Source organism: Phaeobacter sp. A36a-5a, from assembly GCF_037911135.1.
GTDB classification, from domain to species: domain Bacteria; phylum Pseudomonadota; class Alphaproteobacteria; order Rhodobacterales; family Rhodobacteraceae; genus Phaeobacter; species Phaeobacter bryozoorum.
Map to the genome: position 1 here is coordinate 1,294,591 of NZ_JBBLYU010000001.1, position 20,185 is coordinate 1,314,775.

Sequence of the window (20,185 nt, forward strand, 5' to 3'; positions counted from 1 at the left end):
ATCACAATCAATGGGTACAATTTGCGCGACATCTTGTCCAAGAAAGGATTGTAATGGGTACAATTTGGCCAAACGAGCTGCCGGCTGATCTTTCCGGGCGATCCGGGCCGAAATATCAACGGGTGGCTGATACCATCCGGGCGGCGGTTGAAGATGGCACACTTTGTATCGGTACAAAGCTGCCGCCGGTGCGGGAGCTGGCCTATCAGCTGAAGATCACCCCCGGCACGGTGGCGCGGGCCTATTCGCTCCTGACCGATGACGGGCTGTTGCAGGCGGAGGTCGGGCGCGGGACTTTTGTGGCGGAACCGGAAACCAAGGTGCTGGATGATGTCTGGTCGCGCCAGCTGCATCTGCTGGAGGCCAGTAATCCCGGCCACGTCAGCCTGTTCAGTCCCCGCCTCGCGGATGTTGGTCAGGTTGCGGCATTGCGCGAGGCGATGGCGAAAGTGTCCCAGGGCGATCCGCTGCAATTCCTGAACTACCCCACACGCGATGCCTATGAACCGGTACGCGAGGTGGTTGCCGATTGGCTCTCGGATGAGCTGCTGGGCAATGTGCATCAGAATGACGTCGTGCTGACCCACGGCGGGCAGAACGGCATCCTGACGGTGCTGCAAACCGTGCTTGAGGGGCCGCAGCCGACGATTCTGGTCGAAGATCTCTCATATGCTGGGTTTCGGCGCGCCGCAGAGCTGGCGCGCGCCCGGGTTGTGGGGGTGGCGATGGATGACAAGGGCATCCTGCCGGATTCACTGGAACTCGCCATTCGCAAGACGGGCGCCACCGTTCTATGCACCAGTCCGGAGGTGCATAATCCGACCGGGCTTTATACGCCGCTGGAGCGTCGCAAGGAGATTGTCGAGATCGCCCGGCGCCACGAGGTTCAGATCATAGAAGATGACTGCTACCGGATGGGGGAGGCGCGTGCGCCAAGCTACCGCGTGCTTGCTCCTGAGCTGGGTTGGCATGTCACCTCATTTTCCAAAACGATAACACCGGCGCTGCGCGTGGGGTTTGCACTCGCCCCCAAGGGGCGTGGCGCCGATCTGCGGCGTACGGCGGAATACAGTTATTTCGGAATCGCACAGCCACTGGCGGAGCTGACCCGTATCCTGCTGTCCGACCCCCGCACGCCGCAGCTGGTGCGCGATGTCCGCAAGGAGATGGCCAAATACGTCCGCATTGCCGTCAACGCTCTGGGCAGTTTTGAACTTGTCTGGTCGGACAGCGTGTCCTTCCTGTGGTTAAGGCTGCCATCGGGCTGGCGTTCGGCCGCGTTCACCCGCGCGGCAGAGGCGCAGGGGGTTCAGATCCGCTCGGCCGATGAATTCGCCCTGCGCGACGGCCGCGCGCCCAATGCGGTGCGGATCGCGGTGAACGGCCACGTCACGCCCAAACGGTTTGAGGAGGCAATGCTGCGGCTGCGCGCACTGCTCGACAACCCACCGGAGCAGATCAGCGTCTGAACCGTTGCCCGGCTCGGGGCGGGCTGTTTGGCAAAGGAAAAGGGGACCTGAACACTCAGGCCCCCCTTATATGTAAGCGGTGATCGACCGGGGTGCTTATTCGACCAGGATCGACACGCCCGAGGTGTGGTTCCCGATAAAAGACCAGTTGTCGCGACCAGCAGCGATGCCAGCGGTGATGGCAGCGGCCAGAAGACCTGCTGCCGAGGCCCCGCCAACCACTGTGCCGTTCAGCTCAGGTTTAAGCGTGGTCTGGCCGGACTGTTGGCCCGCGTCGCATTGCACATAGGCCGGGGTCGGACGGCGTTTGAGCACCGGAACATTGACGAGAGCCGGGGTGATGAATGTCGCCTTGAATTCGGCGCTTTCGACGGTGCACCGGGCGCCTACAACTTCGCGCATGTTGGCGCTGCTGGGCTGACCGCCTGTCGCCTTCATCTTTTCCTTGTCCAGCACGACATGCGTGCGGAAGGTCAGCTCTTTGTAGCCCTGAACGCGCGGCGCTGTTGAGCCTTGATTCTTGAGCGCGACCGTCACCGGGGGAGCGGTGACTTCGGCGTTTTGCATGCAGGCACCAAGGGCCAGCGGCAGGGCGCCAACCAGAGCAAGTTTTCGAAACATGTAGTAGGATCCTATAATTTGTCTTTCCGGTGCAGCTTTAGCGTGTGAAACACCGGCTGAAAAGGCGCCCCGACCTGTTCCGCGACGACAGATGCGGTCTGGATCGGGGCAGGAGCGTATCCGAGGGTGTTCAAATATGGGGTATTATAATACCTATTTTGTAAGATGCTGTTTTTAAACATTTTAATCTGATTTCAGGGTGTTGACCTATGCGCAGGCCTGCCGTAAACCCCGTCCATCGAATTCGGGCGCGCCGTTTTGGGGGTGCCCTTCACGTCAAACAGGATTGACCTGCTATGAAAACCTTCTCTGCTACACCGGCAGACATCGAGAAGAAGTGGATCATCATCGACGCCGAAGGCGTGGTGCTGGGCCGTCTTGCCTCGATCGTCGCCATGCGCCTGCGTGGTAAGCACAAGCCGTCCTTCACTCCTCACATGGATATGGGCGACAATGTCATCGTGATCAACGCTGACAAGATCCAGATGACCGGCAAGAAGCGCGAAGAGCACTTCTACTGGCACACCGGCCACCCCGGTGGTATCAAATCCCGCACCAAACAGGAAATCCTGGACGGTGCCCACCCCGAGCGCGTTGTCTATCAGGCCGTCAAGCGGATGCTGCCCGGCAACCGTCTGTCGCGTCAGCAGATGACCAACCTGCGCATCTATGCAAGTGCCGAGCACCCGCATGAAGCCCAGTCCCCCGAGGTTCTGGATGTCAAATCCATGAACAAGAAAAACACCCGGAGCTGAGACCGATGGCTGATCAGATCAACACTCTCGAAGAGCTCGGCGCCGTTGCAGGCGTAGAAACCGTAGCCGAAGAAACCATCGTGCGCGAACCCGTTCGCGACGAGCTGGGCCGTGCCTATGCCACCGGTAAGCGGAAAGACGCGGTTGCCCGCGTCTGGATCAAGCCGGGTTCCGGCAAGGTCTCCGTCAACGGTAAAGAGCTGAACGCATATTTTGCACGCCCCGTGCTGCAGATGATCCTGCGCCAGCCGTTCCAGGTTGCCGGTGTCGAAGGCGAATTCGACGTCTACGCAACCGTCAAGGGCGGTGGCCTCTCCGGTCAGGCCGGCGCGGTCAAGCACGGCATCTCCAAAGCACTGCAGCTGTACAATCCGTCGCTGCGTGGCGCGTTGAAAGCCGCAGGCTTCCTGACCCGCGACAGCCGTGTTGTCGAGCGTAAGAAATTCGGCCGCCGCAAAGCGCGTCGTTCGTTCCAGTTCTCCAAGCGTTAATCGCTGGATCACATGGATTTGGAAAAGGCCGCAGAGCAATCTGCGGCCTTTTCTTTGTGTGGATTGTCCGAATGCTGCCTGAGCCTGCGCGGCGGTCAGTCTTAGCTGTCCGGTTCGATCAGGCCCAGCCCGCGCAGGTAGATGCCGATGCCGCTCTCCAGCAGATCCTCGGGCGGGAAGGGGGAGGCCGCACCGGGAGAGTTCCGGGCATAGAGCTCCACCACGCCATGGCTCATCGCCAGAACATGCGCCGAGAACATCGAGGCGGGCGGGCGTTTTTCGGCCGGGATATGTTTGCTCAGATCTGCGGCGGCGCGTTCCAGAATGGCGCGGGCGCGGTTGGCGGCCTCGGCCAGCTCAGGCGTACGGTTGACGGAGATCCCGCTTTCGAACATCGCGATGTAATGGCCTGGATGTTTGCGCGCAAAGGCGAGATAGGCCCGGCCCGTCGCTTCAAACGCTGCCAGGGCCGAAGGTTGATATTTGTCATAGGCGTGCTGCATCAGATCGGCAAACATCACATAGCCCTGACGGCCTGCCTCGGCGATCAGATCCTCGCGCCCGTTGAAGTGACGATAGACCGCGGCCGGGGTGACGCCGGCCTGTTTGGCCGCCTCCGACAGGGTAAAGCCGGTGGGGCCCTTGGCCTCGATCAGCTTCAATGCGGCTTCGACCAGCGCCTGGCGCAGGTTGCCGTGGTGATACCCCCGCTTAGGCATCCCAGAGATCCGGTCCGCCACTGATGGAATCATCCAGATCGCCAAGCGCTTTGGCGTCCTTGTTGGTGTAATCGACGGCGTGCAGCACCCGGCGAATGGCGGCCAGCCGGGCCCGGCGCTTGTCGTCGGAGCGCACGATGGTCCAGGGGGCGTGCTCGGTGTGACTACGTGTCAGCGTATCCGTAATGGCGGTGGAGTATTCCTGCCAGAGGCTCAGCCCTTTGACGTCGATCGGGCTGAGTTTCCACTGCTTCAGCGGATCGGTCTCGCGCGAGAGGAACCGCCGCAGCTGTTCGGCGCGTCCGACGTTGAGCCAGATCTTGAACAGCTGAATCCCGTCCTCGACCAGCGCCTCCTCAAAGCCGTTGACCTGATCAAAGAACCGTTCGCGCTGACCGTCGGTGCAAAAGCCGAAGACCGGCTCGACCACGCCGCGATTGTACCAGCTGCGATCAAAGAAGACGATCTCACCTGCGGCGGGCAGATGGGTGATATAGCGCTGGAAATACCACTGGGTCTGTTCCCGCTCGCTGGGTTTTGACAGCGCCACGATCCGCGCTCCGCGCGGGTTCAGGTTTTCGCGAAACCGTTTGATGGTGCCGCCCTTGCCAGCGGCGTCGCGCCCTTCAAAGAGAATGGCGACACGTGCCCCGGTCTCACGCACCCAGGACTGCATCTTGACCAGTTCGATCTGAAGCCGCGCCATCTCTTTCTCATAGCGCTTGCGGCTCATCCGCGTGTCATAGGGAAAGCCCGGATCCAGCAGGTCATCCTTCTGCGAAGCTTTGATCGCGGCGCGGATTTCCTCTGGGGCCTTGGTCTCGTAGAACGCGCTGATTGCGCCGTCAAAGGGCAGGGGCATAGAAAATTCCTTCTGTCTTCTGTCCCTTATATGGGGCTTTGCGGCGAAATGTGAATCGTTTTAACGCAAATTCCGTGCCGTAGCTGCCCGCGCCGCCGCCCGGTCTACTGCCGCCACAACTGCATCGGTGGCCACCTGATGTGGCATATGGCCGACGCCATCCAGCACCGTGAGGTTCAGCGAGGGGACATCGCGCTCCAGCTGGCGCGCGTGCAGATCCAGCCCCACCGTGGTGTCGGCGCTGCCATGAACCGCCTCAATGGGCAGGCTGAGATCGCCGTAGCGGGGGGCCATCGCTCTGATTTCGGCCAGAAGGTCAGCGCGCTGCCGCGCATTGGCCCGCAGCGCGGAGCGGCGCAGGGTCAGCCCCGGGCCGAAATGTTCGAAATACCCCGCTGGCACGGCCTGCGGCGCAAAGACCTCGGTCAGGGTGTCGCGAATGGTGCTTTCGGGCACATAGGCGGTCAGCAGCGGCACCGCCAGCCGTTGGCCCAGCGGCGAGGAAGTGACCTTGTAAAAGGTGCTGAGCGGCGTCCGCCAAGGATGGGAGACCGCGCCGACCGTGACCAGCGCCGAGAGGCTGTCGGGCGCATCCAGCGCCCAGGCGAGGGCGACACCGCCGCCATAGCTCTGGCCCAGCACGATGGGATGCTCCGCACCCAGAGCGGCAACCGCTTGGCGAATGATGGCGGCCTGCTTGCTGAGGGACGCCTGCGCGCCACCGGTGGAATCGCTATAGCCCAGCCCGGGGCGATCCACGATGATCACCCGGAAGCGGCTGCTGAGGGCCGGGGCCAGCCGGAAGGTCATATCGCGGATGTGCCCGCTGGCGCCGTGGATCAACACCAGATCCGGCGCTGCCGCATCCGCAGGCAGCCCGTCGGGCCGGGGTGTCGGCTGCCCCAGATCAAGCAGGTGCAGCTGCTGGCCATCAACCGTGACAAAGCTGCCGAGCGGCGGATAGTCGGCGATGGCGTCCGCCTCGCGAGCCTTGGCCCGCCACAGCGTTCCGCCAGCCGCAAGCGCCAGAATCAGACCGGCTGTCAGCACGCGCTTAACGCCCAATCTGCGCCATATCAAACGGGGTGGACTGGTAGATGTCATTGATCCAGTTGCCATAAAGAAGATGCGCGTGGCTGCGCCAGCGGTTCTGCGGTTTGCGGCTGGGATCGTCGTCCGGGTAGTAGTTCATCGGAATATTGATCGGCGTGCCGCTGGCGATATCGCGATCATATTCCTGCTTCAGCGTATCGCTGTCGTATTCGAAATGGTTGAAGATATAGAGCGCACGGTGGCTGGGATCCTCGATGAGGCAGGGGCCGGCATCGGGGCTGCCCAGCAGGCTGCGCAGGCCGGGTCGGGCATCAATTTCGGATTGGCGGATTTCGGTCCAGCGCGACACGGGAATGACACAGTCATCGGAAAACCCCCGCAGATAAGGGGATGCGGGATCAAGGTTCTGATGCCGGAAACAGCCAAAGACCTTGTGATCCAAGAGGTGTTTCTTCACTCCATGGAAATAGTTGATCATCGCCATGCCGCCCCAGCAGACACCAAAGGTGGAATGCACATTGGTCTGGGTCCAGTCAAAGACCTCACACAGCTCATCCCAATAGGTGACATCCTCGAACTCGAGATGTTCGATCGGCGCGCCGGTGATGATCAGACCGTCAAAACGCTCGTCCTTGATCTCCTGGAACGGCCGGTAGAACTCCGCCATATGCTCTGCGGCGGTGTTGCGGGTCTGATGTTCGGTCATGCGGATCAGGGACAGCTCGATCTGCAAAGGTGTGGCGCCGATAAGCCGGGCAAACTGGTTCTCGGTCTGGATCTTCTTCGGCATCAGGTTGAGCAGGCCGATGCGCAGCGGACGGATATCCTGACGGGCCGCCTGATCCGGCGACATGACCATCACGCCTTCGTTCGTGAGAACGTCATAGGCGGGCAGGTCAGAAGGGATCTTGATCGGCATGTCGTGTCCTTTGGTCTATGCTCCGCCCGTTCTGGACGGAGTCTTGGCGCTGTGATGTAGAAGGCCTAGCCGCGCGCCTCAAGAGCGCCCGCAATCACATCTGTGAAATCGGCCTCGTTGCGGATGCCCGAAATCTGATCCGCCGTGACCGTCACGCCCCAGTTCTTAGCCATGGCGGCATAGCGGGGCTGGCGATGGGCCAGCGCCTGGGCATAGGTCCAGCGGATGAAGCTGTCAGGGTCCACCTCGTTTTCAGATAGGTGGTTTTCCTTTAGATACTCTTGCCAGACGCGGGCGAGGAAAGCCGGTTCATAGGCCATGGGCTTGGGGGCGCGATCAAACCGGCGGATCAGCTCCTGGGTATGGGCGTCGTCCCCCTTGATCCAGACCATCAGCGTGTGTTTAGCAAGCTCGCTCAGCAGCGGATCGCTTGGATCATTGGCATCGACCCATTCGCAGATGCTGCCGCCGGTGTCGCAGATGAAATTCGGATAGTCATAGAGCCGCTCGGCCCGGTCGATGAAATAACCGGTATCGCGCAGCGCGTTCAGTTCCGCGGTGCGAAACTGGTCCTGGCGGCGGGTATATTCCGCCATTGCCAGCCCGCCCTTGGCCGGATTGCCGGGCTTGCCCAGATAGGAGGCAACGGGTGTCAGGTTTTCAAAGCTGATATTGGAGCCGATATAGATCGAATCCGACAGCAGCAGATCGCGTAGAAACGGCACTTTCATCGCCTCTGCCTTGGCGTTGTCGGCGATATATTCGCCCATGTATCGGGTGCCGATCCGATAATCGATCGAGTAGTGGAACCAGCTGCCCGCGCCGCGCAGAATATTGCTGATATAGGTTTTGCCCAGTCCGGACATGCCAAAGAACAAAACCCGCTTATGCGCCGCATTGCGCCAATCTTCGGCAGACGAATAGAGCATGTGAAATCCGGTCCCTTCTGGTTCCTTGCCTTGCTAATCGCCCCGGGCCTGCGGGTCAATCGGCAGCGCTGGAGGACCTGGGCGCGGCGGCTGGCGATGGACCACGCAAAACCCCCGCACCATAGGATGCGGGGGAGAACTGGTCCTGTACCTGTCTTTGTTCCAGCGCTGCCTGTGGCGCACGCAGGTCTACGCCAGGATCAGAAGTAGTAGCCGAACTTCACGCCAACGCTGACCGCCTTGTTGCCGCTGAAGGAGGCGCGGGCGACATCCGGCGTTCCGGTCTCAGCAAAGGCATCGCCAAGGTCGGTATAGCGCACGCCGCCCGAGATCTTGAACTGATCCTTGGTGTATTGCAGCCCGACTGAGATGCTCTTGTAGCCATTGGTCGGGGCCAGCGGCGACACCAGATTGTCGCTGTCTTCGGCTTCATAGCCGAGGCTGATCGAGCCGACTAGATTTTCGTTGAACCGGCGCGCGACACCCAGCGTGTAGGACACCGAGTCAGACAGGTCGATCAGATCGACATTGGCAGTGCTGGGGCGTAGTTTGACGACACTATGCTCGGCCCAGCGAATACCGGCCAGCAGGAGCGTGTCCTTAGCAATACCGGTCTGGAAATCAACGTTAAGCGACTGAGGAGTCTTGGTTGTCGTCGATCCGTTGAAGGTCGTGCCCGGGACATCCGGCAGACTTTCGGTGGTGGCGAAGGTATGCTCGATCTCAGATTGATAAGTCACAGCCAGGCGCAGGGCGATGTCGGGACGCTCATAGGCACCACCAACCAGCCAGCCAACCGCGCCATCACGCGCTACTCTGACGTTATAACCGTCGAGATCATTGCCGGGTGTCAAGGGGCTGTTGTAGGCAAGCCCTTTCAGGGTGATGTCGCCCTTGATCTGCTGGTAACGAATACCACCGTGCACGCTGAAATTCTCGTTGAACTTGTAGCGAACGATCCCGGTGATTGCTTCTGAATCGGCAATCGCTGTGGTTCCGCCAAGCAGGAAAGAGCCGGGTGTGATCGGGTTGGCATCTGCGCTCGGATACCTGACGTCCGACCCCCACGGCTGGTCAAAAATCATCGAGAACGATACGCGGTCGTTCAGGTCGTATTTGATGCCACCGGAAATCTGGTTGAAGCTCAGTGCGACATTGCCGCTCGGGGTTCCGGCAGGGTTGAGCGTCCGCACGTCCGTGCCGGTTACATCCGGGTTGGTGTGCGAGAACGAGAGCTCTGCGTAGTTCCCTTTTTCAAAGATGATCCCAACGGGCTGGCCGGTGCGGTCAAGACCGCCTGCCATAGCTGCGCCGGAAGCCAGCGCCAGCGCTGCTGACGTTGCAAGATAGCGTTTCATTGTTCCTCCCTGTCCAGACTTGGGCGCCTGGTTTTACATTGAGGAAAGCTAGCAAGGGGGTTTTTTTCGGTCAATGTTGACGCAAAGGCAATCAACGGCAAGAAAATCAGGCAGAATGACCGTGTCGGCGGGGCGCGCGGAAACGTCCGGCGGCATCCAGAATATTGATGTAGTTTGCGCAGAAAATCACCGCAGCCCCGATCAGTACCCAGAGGTTAAGCGCTTCACCGTAAATCAACATTCCGGCCACGGCGATGGTGGGTAGTCGGGCGAAATCAATCGGCACCACAACGGTGGCCGGGGCAATGGAGAGCGCCTTGGTCATGCAGAAATGCGCCGCAAGCCCGGCGCAGCCGATAATCAGCAGCCAAAGTGCCGTTGCGGCATTTGGGAGAGTGATCTGCCCGTCCCACCCCGATATAACCAGCCCCATGCCGAGTTGCAGCAGCGTGAGCCAGAGCAGGATGGAGCTGATGGGCTCGTGCCGGGTCAGCCTTTTGGTGAAGAGGATGGTTAGCGCAAAGAAGATGGCTGAGGCCGCTGCCGCAAAAACGCCAAGGCTCAACGTCTCCGGGCTGGGGCGGGCCACGATCAAAATGCCGACAAAGCCTAGCGCGGCGGCCAATACGCGGGGCTTCGTCAGCCGCTCGCCCAGCAGCAACGGTGACAGCAGCAGCACCCAGAGCGGCGAGGTGAACTCCAGCGCAAAAACCTGTGCAAGCGGAATCAGCGTTACCGCAAGGAACCACAGGTTCTGTCCGGTGAAATGGGCGGCATTGCGGATCAGATGCAGGCCCAGCCGATCGCGCCGCACCTGGCCCCAGCTGCCGGTGGCGGTCAGACAGATGACAACAATCACCAGCCCGACGGCGCTGCGATAGGTCATGATCTCAAAGGTGTCGAGGCTCAACCCGGCTTCGCGGCCAGCGATGGCCATCGAGGAAAACGAGACAATCGCCCCGACCATCCAGAGCGCAGCCGTGCCTATTCTGAACTCACCCTGCGCCATGGCCGCCCCTTTGCCCGTTGGTCACGAAGAAGGGCTAATTTAGCAGGCGGGTCAAGTCATCTCTGCGCGGCTGCCGTCGCGGGTCCGGGCCGCGCAGAACAGGCGTCTATTCGGCGGCTACCGTCTGCTTGAGCATTGCCGCGTGGGGCAGTGAGGGGAGGTCCAGCCGGTTCCCGCGCTCGATATACTCCTTCGCTATCGTGTCGGCATCAAACCCCAAACGTGACAGCAGCGTCTCGATTTCCTCAACCAGCGCATTGGTCGTGGCGCTGCCTTGTGGCGACGCATTGACCTTCTGCGGCAGGATCGGTCCTGTGGTGTGGCCCAGCTCTTGCAGCAGGTTTCGAGCGCCATCCGGCGTCGTGGCCTGCTCCAGCGTGGTTTCGATAAAGTGAAGTTGGTCGCCGTAGAGTTGTTTGTAGTAGGCGTAGCGCACTTCCATCTCCAGCGCATACCAGATCGCCATGCCGATTTCGCCCATTTGCTCGAACGGCGCGGGGTCGAGGATCTTGTGATTGTAGGTCGGATGCAGGTACCATTGCCAAGGTATTGTAATATTGCAAAAATCATTACGGTTCACATAGCTTGCGATTTGTTTGCCAAGGTTGCGGCGCAGGATGATCACGCGGGTTCGCGGCGCTAAACCGTGTTCCACCAGCGCCTCAATCAACCCGCATTTGCCCAATGTATGGTTGCTTTCCGCATAGGGGGCTTGCAGGTTGCTCAGTTTGCCCTCCCAGAAGTCGCAGACATTCGCGTTCATCCCGTAGGTATTGAACCCACGCATGTGTCCAATACTGGGCATACGAATGCCATAGTCATTCGCGCCAAGCGGCTCATGCACCGACGGGATATTCAGGTTCTCACCCAGAAATTTCGCAAGCCATGCGGTGCCCGTACGTCCGGCAGAGAGGGTGAAGATGAATTCAGGCTTTAAGCATTGTTGAGCGTTTTCTGACACCGGCGTGGCAAGAGTTGGGACTGCGGCAGCCAGTGCCGGGCGAGTGTAGCCGAACCGGGAAATTTCGCCGACGGCCTCGACCTCGATCACGTCCGCCGCCTCCGGGTGGGCTGTAAAGAGTCTGGCCGCATCAGCGCCAGTTTTCGCAGGCATCGGCGCCTTGGCGTTCAGGTTCGAAAACCGCTCCCAAAGCCCGTCGATATCGAGCGCATTTATATCCTCCTCAAGATGCTCATAGCGCAGCACGACATCTGCGGAATTCGAACCATCCAGTGGTGCAATACGGCGGTTTTCGCTCAACAGGCTGCGGTAGCGTCGGACAAAGATATCGAGCGGAACATCTCTCTGATCCATCGCCTCGTTGTAGTAGCGGGAAACCATGGCATCGTAGGGATCGCGCCGGATCGTTACTTTGGTATAGGTCTCCCAGATATCCTGAGGAACTGCGGCGCGGATCTGTCCGGCGGTCATGTGATCGAAGAAAACCTGCGTGCCCCCGTTTCCATCCGGCCAAGTCTGGGTCTGATGGTTCTGAGGGCCGGGATAGCCCAACGCCCTCCGCCTCTCTTCATCCTTTGGGCTGATTGGTGTGATGATGCTGCTTTCATCACAATAGCTGGACAGTGCGATTTCAAACGAGGTTCCAGCAACCTTCTTGGTCTTAATGAAAATCAGTTTGAGCGGATGGCAGATAATCATTCCAGAGATTCTCCCAATAGAACTTCACTGAAACCTCGCAAATAGAGTTTCTGAAACTGTTAAGACATCAGTGAAAGTAGAATAAATTCAGGGCTTTCTATAAAAGAAAAACCCCGGCCAGTTGGCCGGGGTTTCAGGGGCTTAGATTATTCCCACTCGATCGTGCCCGGAGGCTTCGAGGTGATGTCATAGGTGCAACGGTTGATACCCTTGACCTCATTGATGATCCGCGTGGCGGTTTCACCCAGGAATTCGTGGCTGAACGGGTAATAATCGGCAGTCATACCATCGACAGATGTCACCGCGCGCAGGGCGCAGGCATAGTCATAAGTGCGGCCGTCGCCCATCACGCCGACGGTGCGAACGGGCAGGATCGCCACAAAGGCCTGCCAGATTTCATCATAGAGACCATGCTTGCGAATCTGGTCGATATAGATCGCATCCGCCTCGCGCAGGATTTCCAGTTTTTCACGGGTGATTTCGCCGGGGCAGCGGATCGCAAGGCCCGGTCCGGGGAAGGGGTGGCGACCGATGAAGCTTTGCGGCAGGCCCAGTTCGCGGCCAAGCGCGCGGACTTCATCCTTGAATAGCTCGCGCAGCGGCTCGACCAGCTTCAGGCCCATCTTCTCCGGCAGGCCGCCGACGTTGTGGTGCGACTTGATGGTGACAGACGGCCCGCCCGAGAAGGACACGGATTCGATCACATCCGGGTAGAGTGTACCCTGCGCCAGGAAGTCGGCGCCGTCGATCGTGTCGGCGTGTTTCTGGAACACGTCGATGAACAGTTTGCCGATGATTTTGCGCTTGGTTTCCGGGTCGGACTGGCCGTCCAGTTCGCCCAGGAACAGATCGCTTTCATCTGCGTGGATCAGCTGAATATTGTAGTTGTCACGGAACATCGTGACGACCTCTTCGGCCTCGTTCTTGCGCAGCAACCCGTGGTCCACGAACACACAGGTCAGCTGGTCGCCGATGGCCTCGTGGATCAGGATCGCCGCAACCGAGCTGTCAACGCCGCCGGAGAGGCCGCAGATGACTTTCTTGTCGCCCACCTGATCGCGGATCGCCTGGATCGCCTGTTCGCGGTAGGCACCCATGGTCCAGTCGCCGGTGAAACCTGCGATCTTGACAAAATTCTCATAGAGTTTCGCACCATTAGGAGTGTGATGCACCTCCGGGTGGAACTGAACCGCGTAGAAATTGCGCGACACATCGGCGGTGATGGCAAAAGGCGCGTTGGGCGAGGTGCCGTAGACCTCAAAACCGGGCGCGATTTCGCTGACATGATCGCCGTGAGACATCCAGACCTGTTCGCGGTCGCTGTCATCTGCAAACCAGCCATCCAGCAGCGGCAGGCTGCTGACCGTCGGCGTCACATAGGCGCGACCGAACTCGGCGGTGCCATGTCCGGAGAGCACCTTGCCGCCCAGCTGGTGCATCATCACCTGCTGACCATAGCAGATCCCCAGGATCGGCACGCCAAGGTCAAAGATTTCCTGCGGCGCACGGGGGCTGCCTTCGCGGGTCACGCTGTCCGGGCCACCGGAAAAGATCACGGCTTTGGGCGCCATTTCGCGCACAAAATCCATCGTGACATTCTGGTAGGGGTGAATTTCGCAATAGACATTCAGTTCGCGCAGGCGGCGCGCAATCAGCTGCGTGACCTGGCTGCCAAAGTCGATGATGAGAAGGCGGTCGTGGGATGTCTCTGTCATGCACGCGCCATAGGGCAGCGGCGCGAAATTCGCAAGGTATTTTCGTGTTTCGGGCCGCGTTTGCACAATCTCTGATCCGGTTGTCGCGCGGCCTCTTACGGCCGATATCGGGCCGCAGGCGCGAGAAACCTGTCGGGAATGTCGCTTTTCAACTTCAATGGCCGTAATCCTGCGGCGGCTTTGGTCTTGGGCGCTATAATCACACCAGCAACGAAATGCCTGTGGTGAGGAACAACCATGACAGAAGCAGCTCCAGCAGCACCGCGCCGTCGCGCTCGTGGAGGCGGTGGTGCCGCCCGTCGCGCAGAACGAACCGGCGTCAAGATTGATACCGCAAAATACATCGAGCGGAATATTCCGAATTTCGAAGTGTTGAGCGAAGAGGCGCTGCAGATCATCGAAGCCAACGCCGAAACCATCCTCGAAGAGGTCGGTGTCAACTTCGTGAACAACCCCGGCGCGTTGGAGCGCTGGCGCGAGGCCGGGGCCACGATCGATGGCGAGCGGGTACGGATCCCGCGCGGCCTGGCGCGCGAGCTGTGCAAGACGGCCCCGTCCGAATTCACCCAACATGCCCGCAACCCGGAGAAATCCGTGGTCATCGGCGGCAAGAACATGGTGCTGGCACCGGTCTATGGCCCGCCGTTTGTGCGCGATGCCAAGGGCGGGCGCCGTTACGCGACGCTGGATGATTTCCAGAAATTCGTGAAGCTGGGCTATATGTCCAAATGGCTGCACCATTCCGGCGGTACCGTTTGCGAGCCGACCGACGTACCGGTGAACAAACGCCACCTCGACATGCTGATGGCGCATATGACCCTGAGCGACAAGCCGTTCATGGGGTCGGTGACCGAGCCCAGCCGGGCGCAGGATTCCATCGAGATGTGCGAGATTCTTTTTGGCAAGGATTTCGTGCGCGACAACACCGTGATGACCTCGCTGATCAACATCAACTCGCCAATGACCTTTGACGATGTGATGATGGGTGCGCTGGAGGTCTACGCCGCCCACAACCAGGCCTGCATCATCTCGCCCTTTATCGTTGGCGGTGCCATGGCGCCGGTCTCGGTTGCCGGTACGCTGACTCAGGTTCTGGCCGAGGTGATGGCAGGCGTGGCCTATAGCCAGCTGATCCGCGCCGGTGCGCCGGTGATCTTCGGCGCCTTTGTATCCTCGATCGACATGAACTCCGGTGCGCCGACCTTCGGGACGCCGGAAGCCTCGCTGGTGACCTATGGGGCCGGTCAGCTTGCACGCCGGATGAACCTGCCCTTCCGTTCGGCCGGATCGTTCTGTGGCTCCAAGCTGCCCGACGCGCAGGCGGCCTATGAAACCGCCAATTCGCTCAACATGGGCCTGTTGTCGGGCGTGAACTTCCAGCTGCACTCCTGCGGCTGGCTCGAGGGCGGTCTGGTTGCCGATTTCGAGAAGTTCGTGATGGACGCCGATCAGCTGGGCGCGCTGCATGGTCTTGCCAAAGGTGTTGCCGTGGACGAGGAAGCCCAGGCCATGGACGCGATCCGCGAGGTTGGTCCCGGTGGTCACTACCTTGGCTGCGCCCATACGCAGGCGAATTTCAAGACCGCATTCTGGAAATCCGAGCTGCTGGACTACAAGCCCTTTGAAACCTGGGAAGAAGAAGGTGCGCGTGACACCGTTGCATTGGCCAGCAGCCGGGTGGAAACGCTGCTCGACGCCTATCAGGCGCCGTCGCTCGATCCTGAAGTGCTGAGCAGGCTGGAGGCCTATGTCGCCGAGAAGAAAGCCTCGATGCCCGATGCCTTCATGTAAGACCGGCTAAGATCGGCACTCCGATATATGCCAGCCCGGCTGGCAGGCAGACGGCGGTCCCTCGGGGCCGCCGTTTTGCGTTTCGGGCCGGTGGTCTGCCCTGGGATCCATCCTGTCTGGCGACGGTCTCAGGCGACTTTAAGGGTCGGGCGGCGCAGCCCCTCGGCCTCGCCCATCAGGGCAATCAGCACATCGACATGGCGGGTCAGTGAATACCCGGCATCGCCGGACTCGCGCTGGCGGTTGTAATCGTGTTCGAGATCCAGCAGCCGCATCACCGCAGCGGCCGGTTTCGGCAGGGTGCCATAGCCCAGCACCCGTTTCAAATCGCGCCGCCGGCTATAGTCCCGCGCGCCGATCCGCGCGGTCCGCACCAACAGTCGAGGGCGGCGCAAAGCGGCCAGATGACCAAAGATATCCTGCATCGTCATGTCCTTTCCAGCTCTGTTGATAGCGCTGTGTAACACAACTGAAGCGGGTGTTGCCGAAGGGGCCGGTTCGGCGAACGGTCTATTCGATATTGATTGATGAAAATTTGAAACCAATGATGCTCTGACTGAGACTATCCAGAAAAATCAGGCCAGTACGGTGAATGGTGTCTGTGGATAACACGTAGGCGGCCAGTGGGAGGATAGTTTCGAATGATCACATGTGGGGTGATAAAATGCAAACTATGGCTGTATCCGGCTTGCCGGAATGGGTGCCTGAGGAGGCGTGCCGATATCTTGAACACACCGAAGCAGGCCGTTCGATCCGCAATCTTGCAAAACAGGCGGGCTGCCACCCGTCGACGGTATTGCGACAGGTCCGACGGGTCGAAACCCGACGCGACGATCCGCTGGTCGATGGCGCCTTGGCGTCGCTGGCGGCCCGCCACTACGCCGAAACGATGCCGGGGCCCAGGCCAATGTCGGCCCGTGCTCTGGCCCTGGGCACAGTGCCCGCCTGCGCCGAAGCCTTCGAGAGCGAGGTGGTCGAAATCCTGACCTGTCTGAACCCGCAGGGCGCGGTGCTCGCGGTGGCGGATGGCATGGAGAAAGCGGTTGTCGTGCGGGAGGCGGCAAGCGGTGACAAGAAGGTCGTGGTGGATCGCATCCTGGCCGAGGCCATGGCGCTGCGCGACTGGATCGCCTGTCCGGCGCCGGGGCGGCTCAGCCGCTATCATATCACGCCCGAAGGGCGCACCGCGCTCAGCCAGTTTGTGGCCCGCCGCGAGAACCGCGCCCGTTCCCGACTGGAAAGCGCCAGCCTGGCGACGCGCAAGGTTGGTCGCGGTCCGCGTCGTCCACGCCGGGCGCGCTATGGGCTGGGTGAGACGCCGCTGCATATGCTGGCGCGGCTGACGGATCGTGATGGGACGCCGTTTCTGACCAGCGATCTGGTGCGCGCCGGTGAGCGGCTGCGCGAAGATTTCGAACTGGCGCAGGTCGGCGATCATCTGGCGCAATCGGTGGCGCAGTTTGCCGATGGCGATTGCAGTCCGGCCGCCGCCCGGCGTCGCCGACCCGGACAGGCCGCGGCAGCCGCCAAACGCCGGGCCTCTGCCGCGCTCAACGCGCTTGGCGAGGGGCTGAGCGACATCGTGATGCGCTGTTGCTGCCATCTGGAAGGGCTGGAGGCGGCCGAACGCCAGCTGGGCTGGTCGGCGCGGTCAGGCAAGGTGGTGCTGCGCATCGCGTTGCAACAGCTGAAACTTCACTATGACGCCCAGCAGGCGCAGGATGAGCTTATCGGCTGAACACATGGCCTGACATAGAAAAACCCGGCGCCATGCGGCACCGGGTTTGCGGATTTTATCTGGCCGGTCCGGACCTGACCGGGGTCGCGCGGATCAGGCGGCGACCTCAGCCTTGGCTGTTTTCAGGTGCTCCAGAACGGTCTCCGGGGAGGAGACGCCATAGGGATCTTCGCCGTGGTTGTCGCACAGGCCCGGCTCTTCGAACCATGCCTCGACAACACCGTTGTTGACGATGGCTGCATAGCGCCAGGACCGGTTGCCAAAGCCCAAGTTATCCTTGGCCACCAGCATACCCATCTTGCGGGTGAATTCGCCCGACCCGTCGGGGATCACGCCAACGTTCTTCAGGTTCTGGGATTCGGCCCATTTGTTCATCACGAAGCTGTCGTTCACCGACATGCAGTAGATCGCATCGATGCCTTCGGCCTGGAAGTCGGCGAAGCCGTTTTCAAAACCGGGCAGCTGATAGGTCGAGCATGTGGGGGTGAAAGCACCGGGCAGGGAGAACAGCACTACGCGTTTGCCCGCGAAATAGTCAGCGGTGGTTTTGTCTTCCCAGCGGAACGGGTTCGGGCCGCCCACGGATTCGTCGCGAACACGGGTGCGGAAGGTCACGTCGGGCAGTTTTACGCCAGCTTTCATCATCGGCTCCTAGTTGATCAATTCGGTGTCGGGCGGTGACTTATAATAGTTCTAAATCGCCCGCAATGGGGTATTCGCGCGCTGGTTCAGCGGTGTCCGGGTGGCGCCGCATCGCTGTGGTCATGCGCCGCTTTCTGACCGACTCGGAGGCGGGTTTGATCCTGCAATAGCGTGGAAGGCAAAACCGGCGGGCAGGGTTGCAGATTCTGCATTGCGCGCAAATATCTTAATCAAGACAGATTATTACGGCGCAGAGCTGATCCGTTTTGCCGCCGTCGTCAGGTGCAGAACTGGTCGTGCCAAGCGATTGCAACTATGTTACGAAGACCAAAAGACCATTGCCGCAAGGGAACATCGACGTGCGAGATCTGAAAATCCCCGAGCAACGCCACCCGGAAAAGGCGCATCGTCCTGACAATGCTCAGCCGAAGAAGCCGAGCTGGATCCGGGTCAAGGCGCCAGGGGGCAAAGGCTACGCGGAAACGCATAAGATCATGCGTGAGAACAACCTCGTCACGGTCTGTGAGGAAGCCGGCTGCCCGAATGTTGGCGAATGCTGGAGCCAAGGGCACGCCACCATGATGATCATGGGTGAAATCTGCACCCGCGGCTGTACCTTCTGCAATATCGCCACCGGCCGACCCGATACGCTGGATGCGTTTGAGCCGGGTCGCGTCGCCCATGCGGTGCAGAAACTTGGCCTCAACCATGTTGTGATCACCTCCGTCGACCGCGACGATCTGGAAGACGGCGGTGCAGACCATTTCGCCCAGACCATTCGCGCGGTCCGCCATCGCAGCCCGACAACCACGATCGAAATCCTGACACCGGATTTCCTGAAATGCGCCCCTGAGGTGCTGGAAACCGTGGTGGAGGCCCGCCCGGATGTGTTCAACCACAATCTGGAAACCGTTCCCGGTCTCTATCCCGGTGTCCGCCCCGGTGCGCGCTATTTCCACTCCCTGCGGCTGTTGCAGCGGGTAAAGGAGCTGGATCCTGCGATCTTCACCAAATCCGGCATCATGGTCGGCCTTGGCGAGAATGCGCAGGAGGTAAAGCAGGTGATGGACGATATGCGCGCCGCGGATATCGATTTCCTGACCATCGGCCAATATCTTCAGCCCACGCCAAAGCATCATGCGGTGGACCGTTTTGTGACGCCGGAAGAATTCGAGAGCTATGAGAAAGCCGCCTATGGCAAGGGCTTTCTGATGGTATCGGCGACACCGCTGACGCGGTCATCTTATCACGCGGGGGATGATTTTGCCCGGCTGCGTGCGGCACGGAACGCCAAGCTCGGCCAGGCATGACACCGGAGCGTCTGGCGCGGCTGACCGGGCTGCGCCATCGCCTGCACCAGATCCCCGAGGTTTCGGGTGCCGAGGAGAAGACGGCGGAGGTGGTGGCGCGCTATCTGCGCCAATACCAGCCGGACCAGCTGCTGACCGGGCTCGGCGGCCATGGCGTTGCTGCAGTCTATCAGGGCATGGAGGCGGGGCCGACCGTCATGATCCGCTGCGAGCTCGATGGCCTGCCAATCGAGGAGCTGTCGGATCAGCCCTACAGATCCAAACATTCCGGGCGTGGCCATCTGTGCGGCCATGACGGCCATATGGTGATGGTCGCCGCGCTGGCAGAGGATCTGGCAGCCCGACGCCCGTCTCGCGGGCGGGTGGTGCTCCTGTTCCAGCCGGCCGAAGAAACCGGCAAGGGGGCCGCTGCGGTGATCGGCGACCCGGCCTTTGCCACTATCGCGCCTGACTACGCGTTTTCATTGCATAATCTGCCGGGGCTGCCGGTTGGGGAGATTGCGCTCTGCGCGGGTGCCGCCAATTGTGCCTCGCGGGGGATGCGGGTGCAGCTGACTGGCCGGACCTCTCACGCGGCGGCGCCGCAGGATGGTGTTTCGCCTGCATCAGCCATGGCGCAGCTGCTTCCGGGGCTGGTCGCGCTGGGGGGTGGTGGGGATCTTGGCCCCGATTACGCGCTGGTCACGCTGACCCATGCGCGACTGGGGCAGGCCACGTTTGGCATCGCTCCCGGCGAAGGGGAGGTCTGGGCCACGCTGCGCACGGTGAATGATGCGCGCATGGCGGAGCTGATCACAGCCGCCACGACTTTGGTTCAGGGCACCTGCCTTGAGAGCGGCCTTGGCTGTGAGATCAGGTTTGATGATGTGTTCGAGGCCTGCACCAATGACGCCGAGGCGGTGACGCTGCTGCGGCGCGCCTGCACGCGCGCAGACCATGCCGTTCGGATGCGGGCGCAGCCACAGCGCTGGTCCGAGGATTTTGGCCAGTTTGGCAAGCAGGCCAAGGCAGCTATGTTCTGGCTCGGCTCCGGCATGGATCAGCCGCAGCTGCACAATCCCGATTATGATTTCCCGGATGCGGCAATCCCGGTCGGGGTTGCCATCTTTGCCGGGGTTATCGCCGAGATTTTGAGCGATTAGCG

At 60.8% G+C, this 20,185-nt stretch carries 19 protein-coding genes; 7 read left to right on the forward strand and 12 right to left on the reverse strand.

Annotated elements, in window-relative coordinates:
- The first annotated feature begins 53 nt into the window (after nucleotides 1–53).
- Nucleotides 54–1,469, forward strand: coding sequence for an aminotransferase-like domain-containing protein (locus WLQ66_RS06110; RefSeq protein ID WP_340545467.1), 1,416 nt, complete (start codon nucleotides 54–56; stop codon nucleotides 1,467–1,469).
- A gap of 96 nt (nucleotides 1,470–1,565) precedes the next feature.
- Here WLQ66_RS06110 and WLQ66_RS06115 read toward each other — a convergent pair whose 3' ends face one another.
- A complete protein-coding gene (locus WLQ66_RS06115) occupies nucleotides 1,566–2,090 on the reverse strand; it encodes a hypothetical protein (protein WP_340545468.1) in 525 nt (174 codons plus the stop codon).
- A 296-nt stretch (nucleotides 2,091–2,386) separates the two neighbouring features.
- Between WLQ66_RS06115 and rplM the strand changes: the two genes are divergently transcribed.
- Nucleotides 2,387–2,845, forward strand: coding sequence for a 50S ribosomal protein L13 (gene rplM, locus WLQ66_RS06120; RefSeq protein WP_260101830.1), 459 nt, complete (start codon nucleotides 2,387–2,389; stop codon nucleotides 2,843–2,845).
- A gap of 5 nt (nucleotides 2,846–2,850) precedes the next feature.
- Nucleotides 2,851–3,336, forward strand: coding sequence for a 30S ribosomal protein S9 (gene rpsI / locus WLQ66_RS06125; protein WP_024097369.1), 486 nt, complete (start codon nucleotides 2,851–2,853; stop codon nucleotides 3,334–3,336).
- 101 nt (nucleotides 3,337–3,437) lie between these two features.
- On the opposite strand, the gene WLQ66_RS06130 is transcribed toward rpsI, so the two are convergent.
- From WLQ66_RS06130 to guaA, 9 genes are all read right to left on the reverse strand, one after another.
- Complete coding sequence (locus WLQ66_RS06130) at nucleotides 3,438–4,055, reverse strand: TetR/AcrR family transcriptional regulator (protein WP_340545469.1); 618 nt, start codon at nucleotides 4,053–4,055, stop codon at nucleotides 3,438–3,440.
- A complete protein-coding gene (ppk2, locus tag WLQ66_RS06135; RefSeq protein ID WP_340545470.1) occupies nucleotides 4,048–4,917 on the reverse strand; it encodes a polyphosphate kinase 2 in 870 nt (289 codons plus the stop codon). The genes WLQ66_RS06130 and ppk2 overlap by 8 nt, the downstream gene beginning before the upstream one ends.
- A 60-nt stretch (nucleotides 4,918–4,977) precedes the next feature.
- Nucleotides 4,978–5,982, reverse strand: coding sequence for an alpha/beta fold hydrolase (locus tag WLQ66_RS06140; protein ID WP_340545471.1), 1,005 nt, complete (start codon nucleotides 5,980–5,982; stop codon nucleotides 4,978–4,980).
- Nucleotides 5,972–6,889 carry a homoserine O-acetyltransferase MetA gene (gene metA, locus WLQ66_RS06145; protein ID WP_340545472.1) on the reverse strand — a complete coding sequence of 306 codons (918 nt, stop codon included), beginning with the start codon at nucleotides 6,887–6,889 and terminating at the stop codon, nucleotides 5,972–5,974. The genes WLQ66_RS06140 and metA overlap by 11 nt, the downstream gene beginning before the upstream one ends.
- Before the next feature lie 65 nt (nucleotides 6,890–6,954).
- Complete coding sequence (locus WLQ66_RS06150) at nucleotides 6,955–7,818, reverse strand: ATPase (protein WP_340545473.1); 864 nt, start codon at nucleotides 7,816–7,818, stop codon at nucleotides 6,955–6,957.
- A gap of 200 nt (nucleotides 7,819–8,018) precedes the next feature.
- Complete coding sequence (locus tag WLQ66_RS06155) at nucleotides 8,019–9,176, reverse strand: OmpP1/FadL family transporter (RefSeq protein ID WP_340545474.1); 1,158 nt, start codon at nucleotides 9,174–9,176, stop codon at nucleotides 8,019–8,021.
- Nucleotides 9,177–9,282: 106 nt separating this feature from the next.
- Complete coding sequence (locus tag WLQ66_RS06160) at nucleotides 9,283–10,185, reverse strand: DMT family transporter (RefSeq protein ID WP_340545475.1); 903 nt, start codon at nucleotides 10,183–10,185, stop codon at nucleotides 9,283–9,285.
- 106 nt (nucleotides 10,186–10,291) lie between these two features.
- Nucleotides 10,292–11,845, reverse strand: a complete 1,554-nt coding sequence (locus WLQ66_RS06165; protein ID WP_340545476.1) for a hypothetical protein — start codon at nucleotides 11,843–11,845, stop codon at nucleotides 10,292–10,294.
- A gap of 146 nt (nucleotides 11,846–11,991) precedes the next feature.
- A complete protein-coding gene (gene guaA / locus WLQ66_RS06170) occupies nucleotides 11,992–13,560 on the reverse strand; it encodes a glutamine-hydrolyzing GMP synthase (protein ID WP_340545477.1) in 1,569 nt (522 codons plus the stop codon).
- A 237-nt stretch (nucleotides 13,561–13,797) separates the two neighbouring features.
- On the opposite strand from guaA, the gene WLQ66_RS06175 reads away from it, so the two are divergent.
- Nucleotides 13,798–15,351: a trimethylamine methyltransferase family protein gene (locus tag WLQ66_RS06175; protein WP_340545478.1), complete on the forward strand. Its 1,554-nt coding sequence runs from the start codon at nucleotides 13,798–13,800 to the stop codon at nucleotides 15,349–15,351.
- Nucleotides 15,352–15,479: 128 nt separating this feature from the next.
- Here the strand turns inward: WLQ66_RS06175 and WLQ66_RS06180 are convergent, their stop codons facing one another.
- Nucleotides 15,480–15,776 carry a DUF6477 family protein gene (locus WLQ66_RS06180; protein WP_340545479.1) on the reverse strand — a complete coding sequence of 99 codons (297 nt, stop codon included), beginning with the start codon at nucleotides 15,774–15,776 and terminating at the stop codon, nucleotides 15,480–15,482.
- 239 nt (nucleotides 15,777–16,015) lie between these two features.
- Between WLQ66_RS06180 and WLQ66_RS06185 the strand changes: the two genes are divergently transcribed.
- Complete coding sequence (locus tag WLQ66_RS06185) at nucleotides 16,016–17,089, forward strand: DUF6456 domain-containing protein (RefSeq protein WP_340545480.1); 1,074 nt, start codon at nucleotides 16,016–16,018, stop codon at nucleotides 17,087–17,089.
- Between the two features lie 93 nt (nucleotides 17,090–17,182).
- On the opposite strand, the gene WLQ66_RS06190 is transcribed toward WLQ66_RS06185, so the two are convergent.
- Nucleotides 17,183–17,731, reverse strand: a complete 549-nt coding sequence (locus WLQ66_RS06190) for a peroxiredoxin (RefSeq protein WP_340545481.1) — start codon at nucleotides 17,729–17,731, stop codon at nucleotides 17,183–17,185.
- Between the two features lie 359 nt (nucleotides 17,732–18,090).
- Between WLQ66_RS06190 and lipA the strand changes: the two genes are divergently transcribed.
- Complete coding sequence (gene lipA, locus WLQ66_RS06195; protein WP_340545482.1) at nucleotides 18,091–19,041, forward strand: lipoyl synthase; 951 nt, start codon at nucleotides 18,091–18,093, stop codon at nucleotides 19,039–19,041.
- Nucleotides 19,038–20,183 carry an amidohydrolase gene (locus tag WLQ66_RS06200; RefSeq protein WP_340545483.1) on the forward strand — a complete coding sequence of 382 codons (1,146 nt, stop codon included), beginning with the start codon at nucleotides 19,038–19,040 and terminating at the stop codon, nucleotides 20,181–20,183. The genes lipA and WLQ66_RS06200 overlap by 4 nt, the downstream gene beginning before the upstream one ends.
- The last annotated feature ends 2 nt before the right edge of the window (nucleotides 20,184–20,185 follow it).

What these genes read in the sequence shown, in the direction of transcription:
- WLQ66_RS06110 (WP_340545467.1), top strand. Translation starts at nt 54, where the DNA reads ATGGGTACAATTTGGCCAAACGAGCTGCCGGCTGATCTTTCCGGGCGA.
- WLQ66_RS06115 (WP_340545468.1), bottom strand. Translation starts at nt 2,090, where the DNA reads ATGTTTCGAAAACTTGCTCTGGTTGGCGCCCTGCCGCTGGCCCTTGGT.
- rplM (WP_260101830.1), top strand. Translation starts at nt 2,387, where the DNA reads ATGAAAACCTTCTCTGCTACACCGGCAGACATCGAGAAGAAGTGGATC.
- rpsI (WP_024097369.1), top strand. Translation starts at nt 2,851, where the DNA reads ATGGCTGATCAGATCAACACTCTCGAAGAGCTCGGCGCCGTTGCAGGC.
- WLQ66_RS06130 (WP_340545469.1), bottom strand. Translation starts at nt 4,055, where the DNA reads ATGCCTAAGCGGGGGTATCACCACGGCAACCTGCGCCAGGCGCTGGTC.
- ppk2 (WP_340545470.1), bottom strand. Translation starts at nt 4,917, where the DNA reads ATGCCCCTGCCCTTTGACGGCGCAATCAGCGCGTTCTACGAGACCAAG.
- metA (WP_340545472.1), bottom strand. Translation starts at nt 6,889, where the DNA reads ATGCCGATCAAGATCCCTTCTGACCTGCCCGCCTATGACGTTCTCACG.
- WLQ66_RS06150 (WP_340545473.1), bottom strand. Translation starts at nt 7,818, where the DNA reads ATGCTCTATTCGTCTGCCGAAGATTGGCGCAATGCGGCGCATAAGCGG.
- WLQ66_RS06155 (WP_340545474.1), bottom strand. Translation starts at nt 9,176, where the DNA reads ATGAAACGCTATCTTGCAACGTCAGCAGCGCTGGCGCTGGCTTCCGGC.
- WLQ66_RS06160 (WP_340545475.1), bottom strand. Translation starts at nt 10,185, where the DNA reads ATGGCGCAGGGTGAGTTCAGAATAGGCACGGCTGCGCTCTGGATGGTC.
- WLQ66_RS06165 (WP_340545476.1), bottom strand. Translation starts at nt 11,845, where the DNA reads ATGATTATCTGCCATCCGCTCAAACTGATTTTCATTAAGACCAAGAAG.
- guaA (WP_340545477.1), bottom strand. Translation starts at nt 13,560, where the DNA reads ATGACAGAGACATCCCACGACCGCCTTCTCATCATCGACTTTGGCAGC.
- WLQ66_RS06175 (WP_340545478.1), top strand. Translation starts at nt 13,798, where the DNA reads ATGACAGAAGCAGCTCCAGCAGCACCGCGCCGTCGCGCTCGTGGAGGC.
- WLQ66_RS06180 (WP_340545479.1), bottom strand. Translation starts at nt 15,776, where the DNA reads ATGCAGGATATCTTTGGTCATCTGGCCGCTTTGCGCCGCCCTCGACTG.
- WLQ66_RS06185 (WP_340545480.1), top strand. Translation starts at nt 16,016, where the DNA reads ATGCAAACTATGGCTGTATCCGGCTTGCCGGAATGGGTGCCTGAGGAG.
- WLQ66_RS06190 (WP_340545481.1), bottom strand. Translation starts at nt 17,731, where the DNA reads ATGAAAGCTGGCGTAAAACTGCCCGACGTGACCTTCCGCACCCGTGTT.
- WLQ66_RS06200 (WP_340545483.1), top strand. Translation starts at nt 19,038, where the DNA reads ATGACACCGGAGCGTCTGGCGCGGCTGACCGGGCTGCGCCATCGCCTG.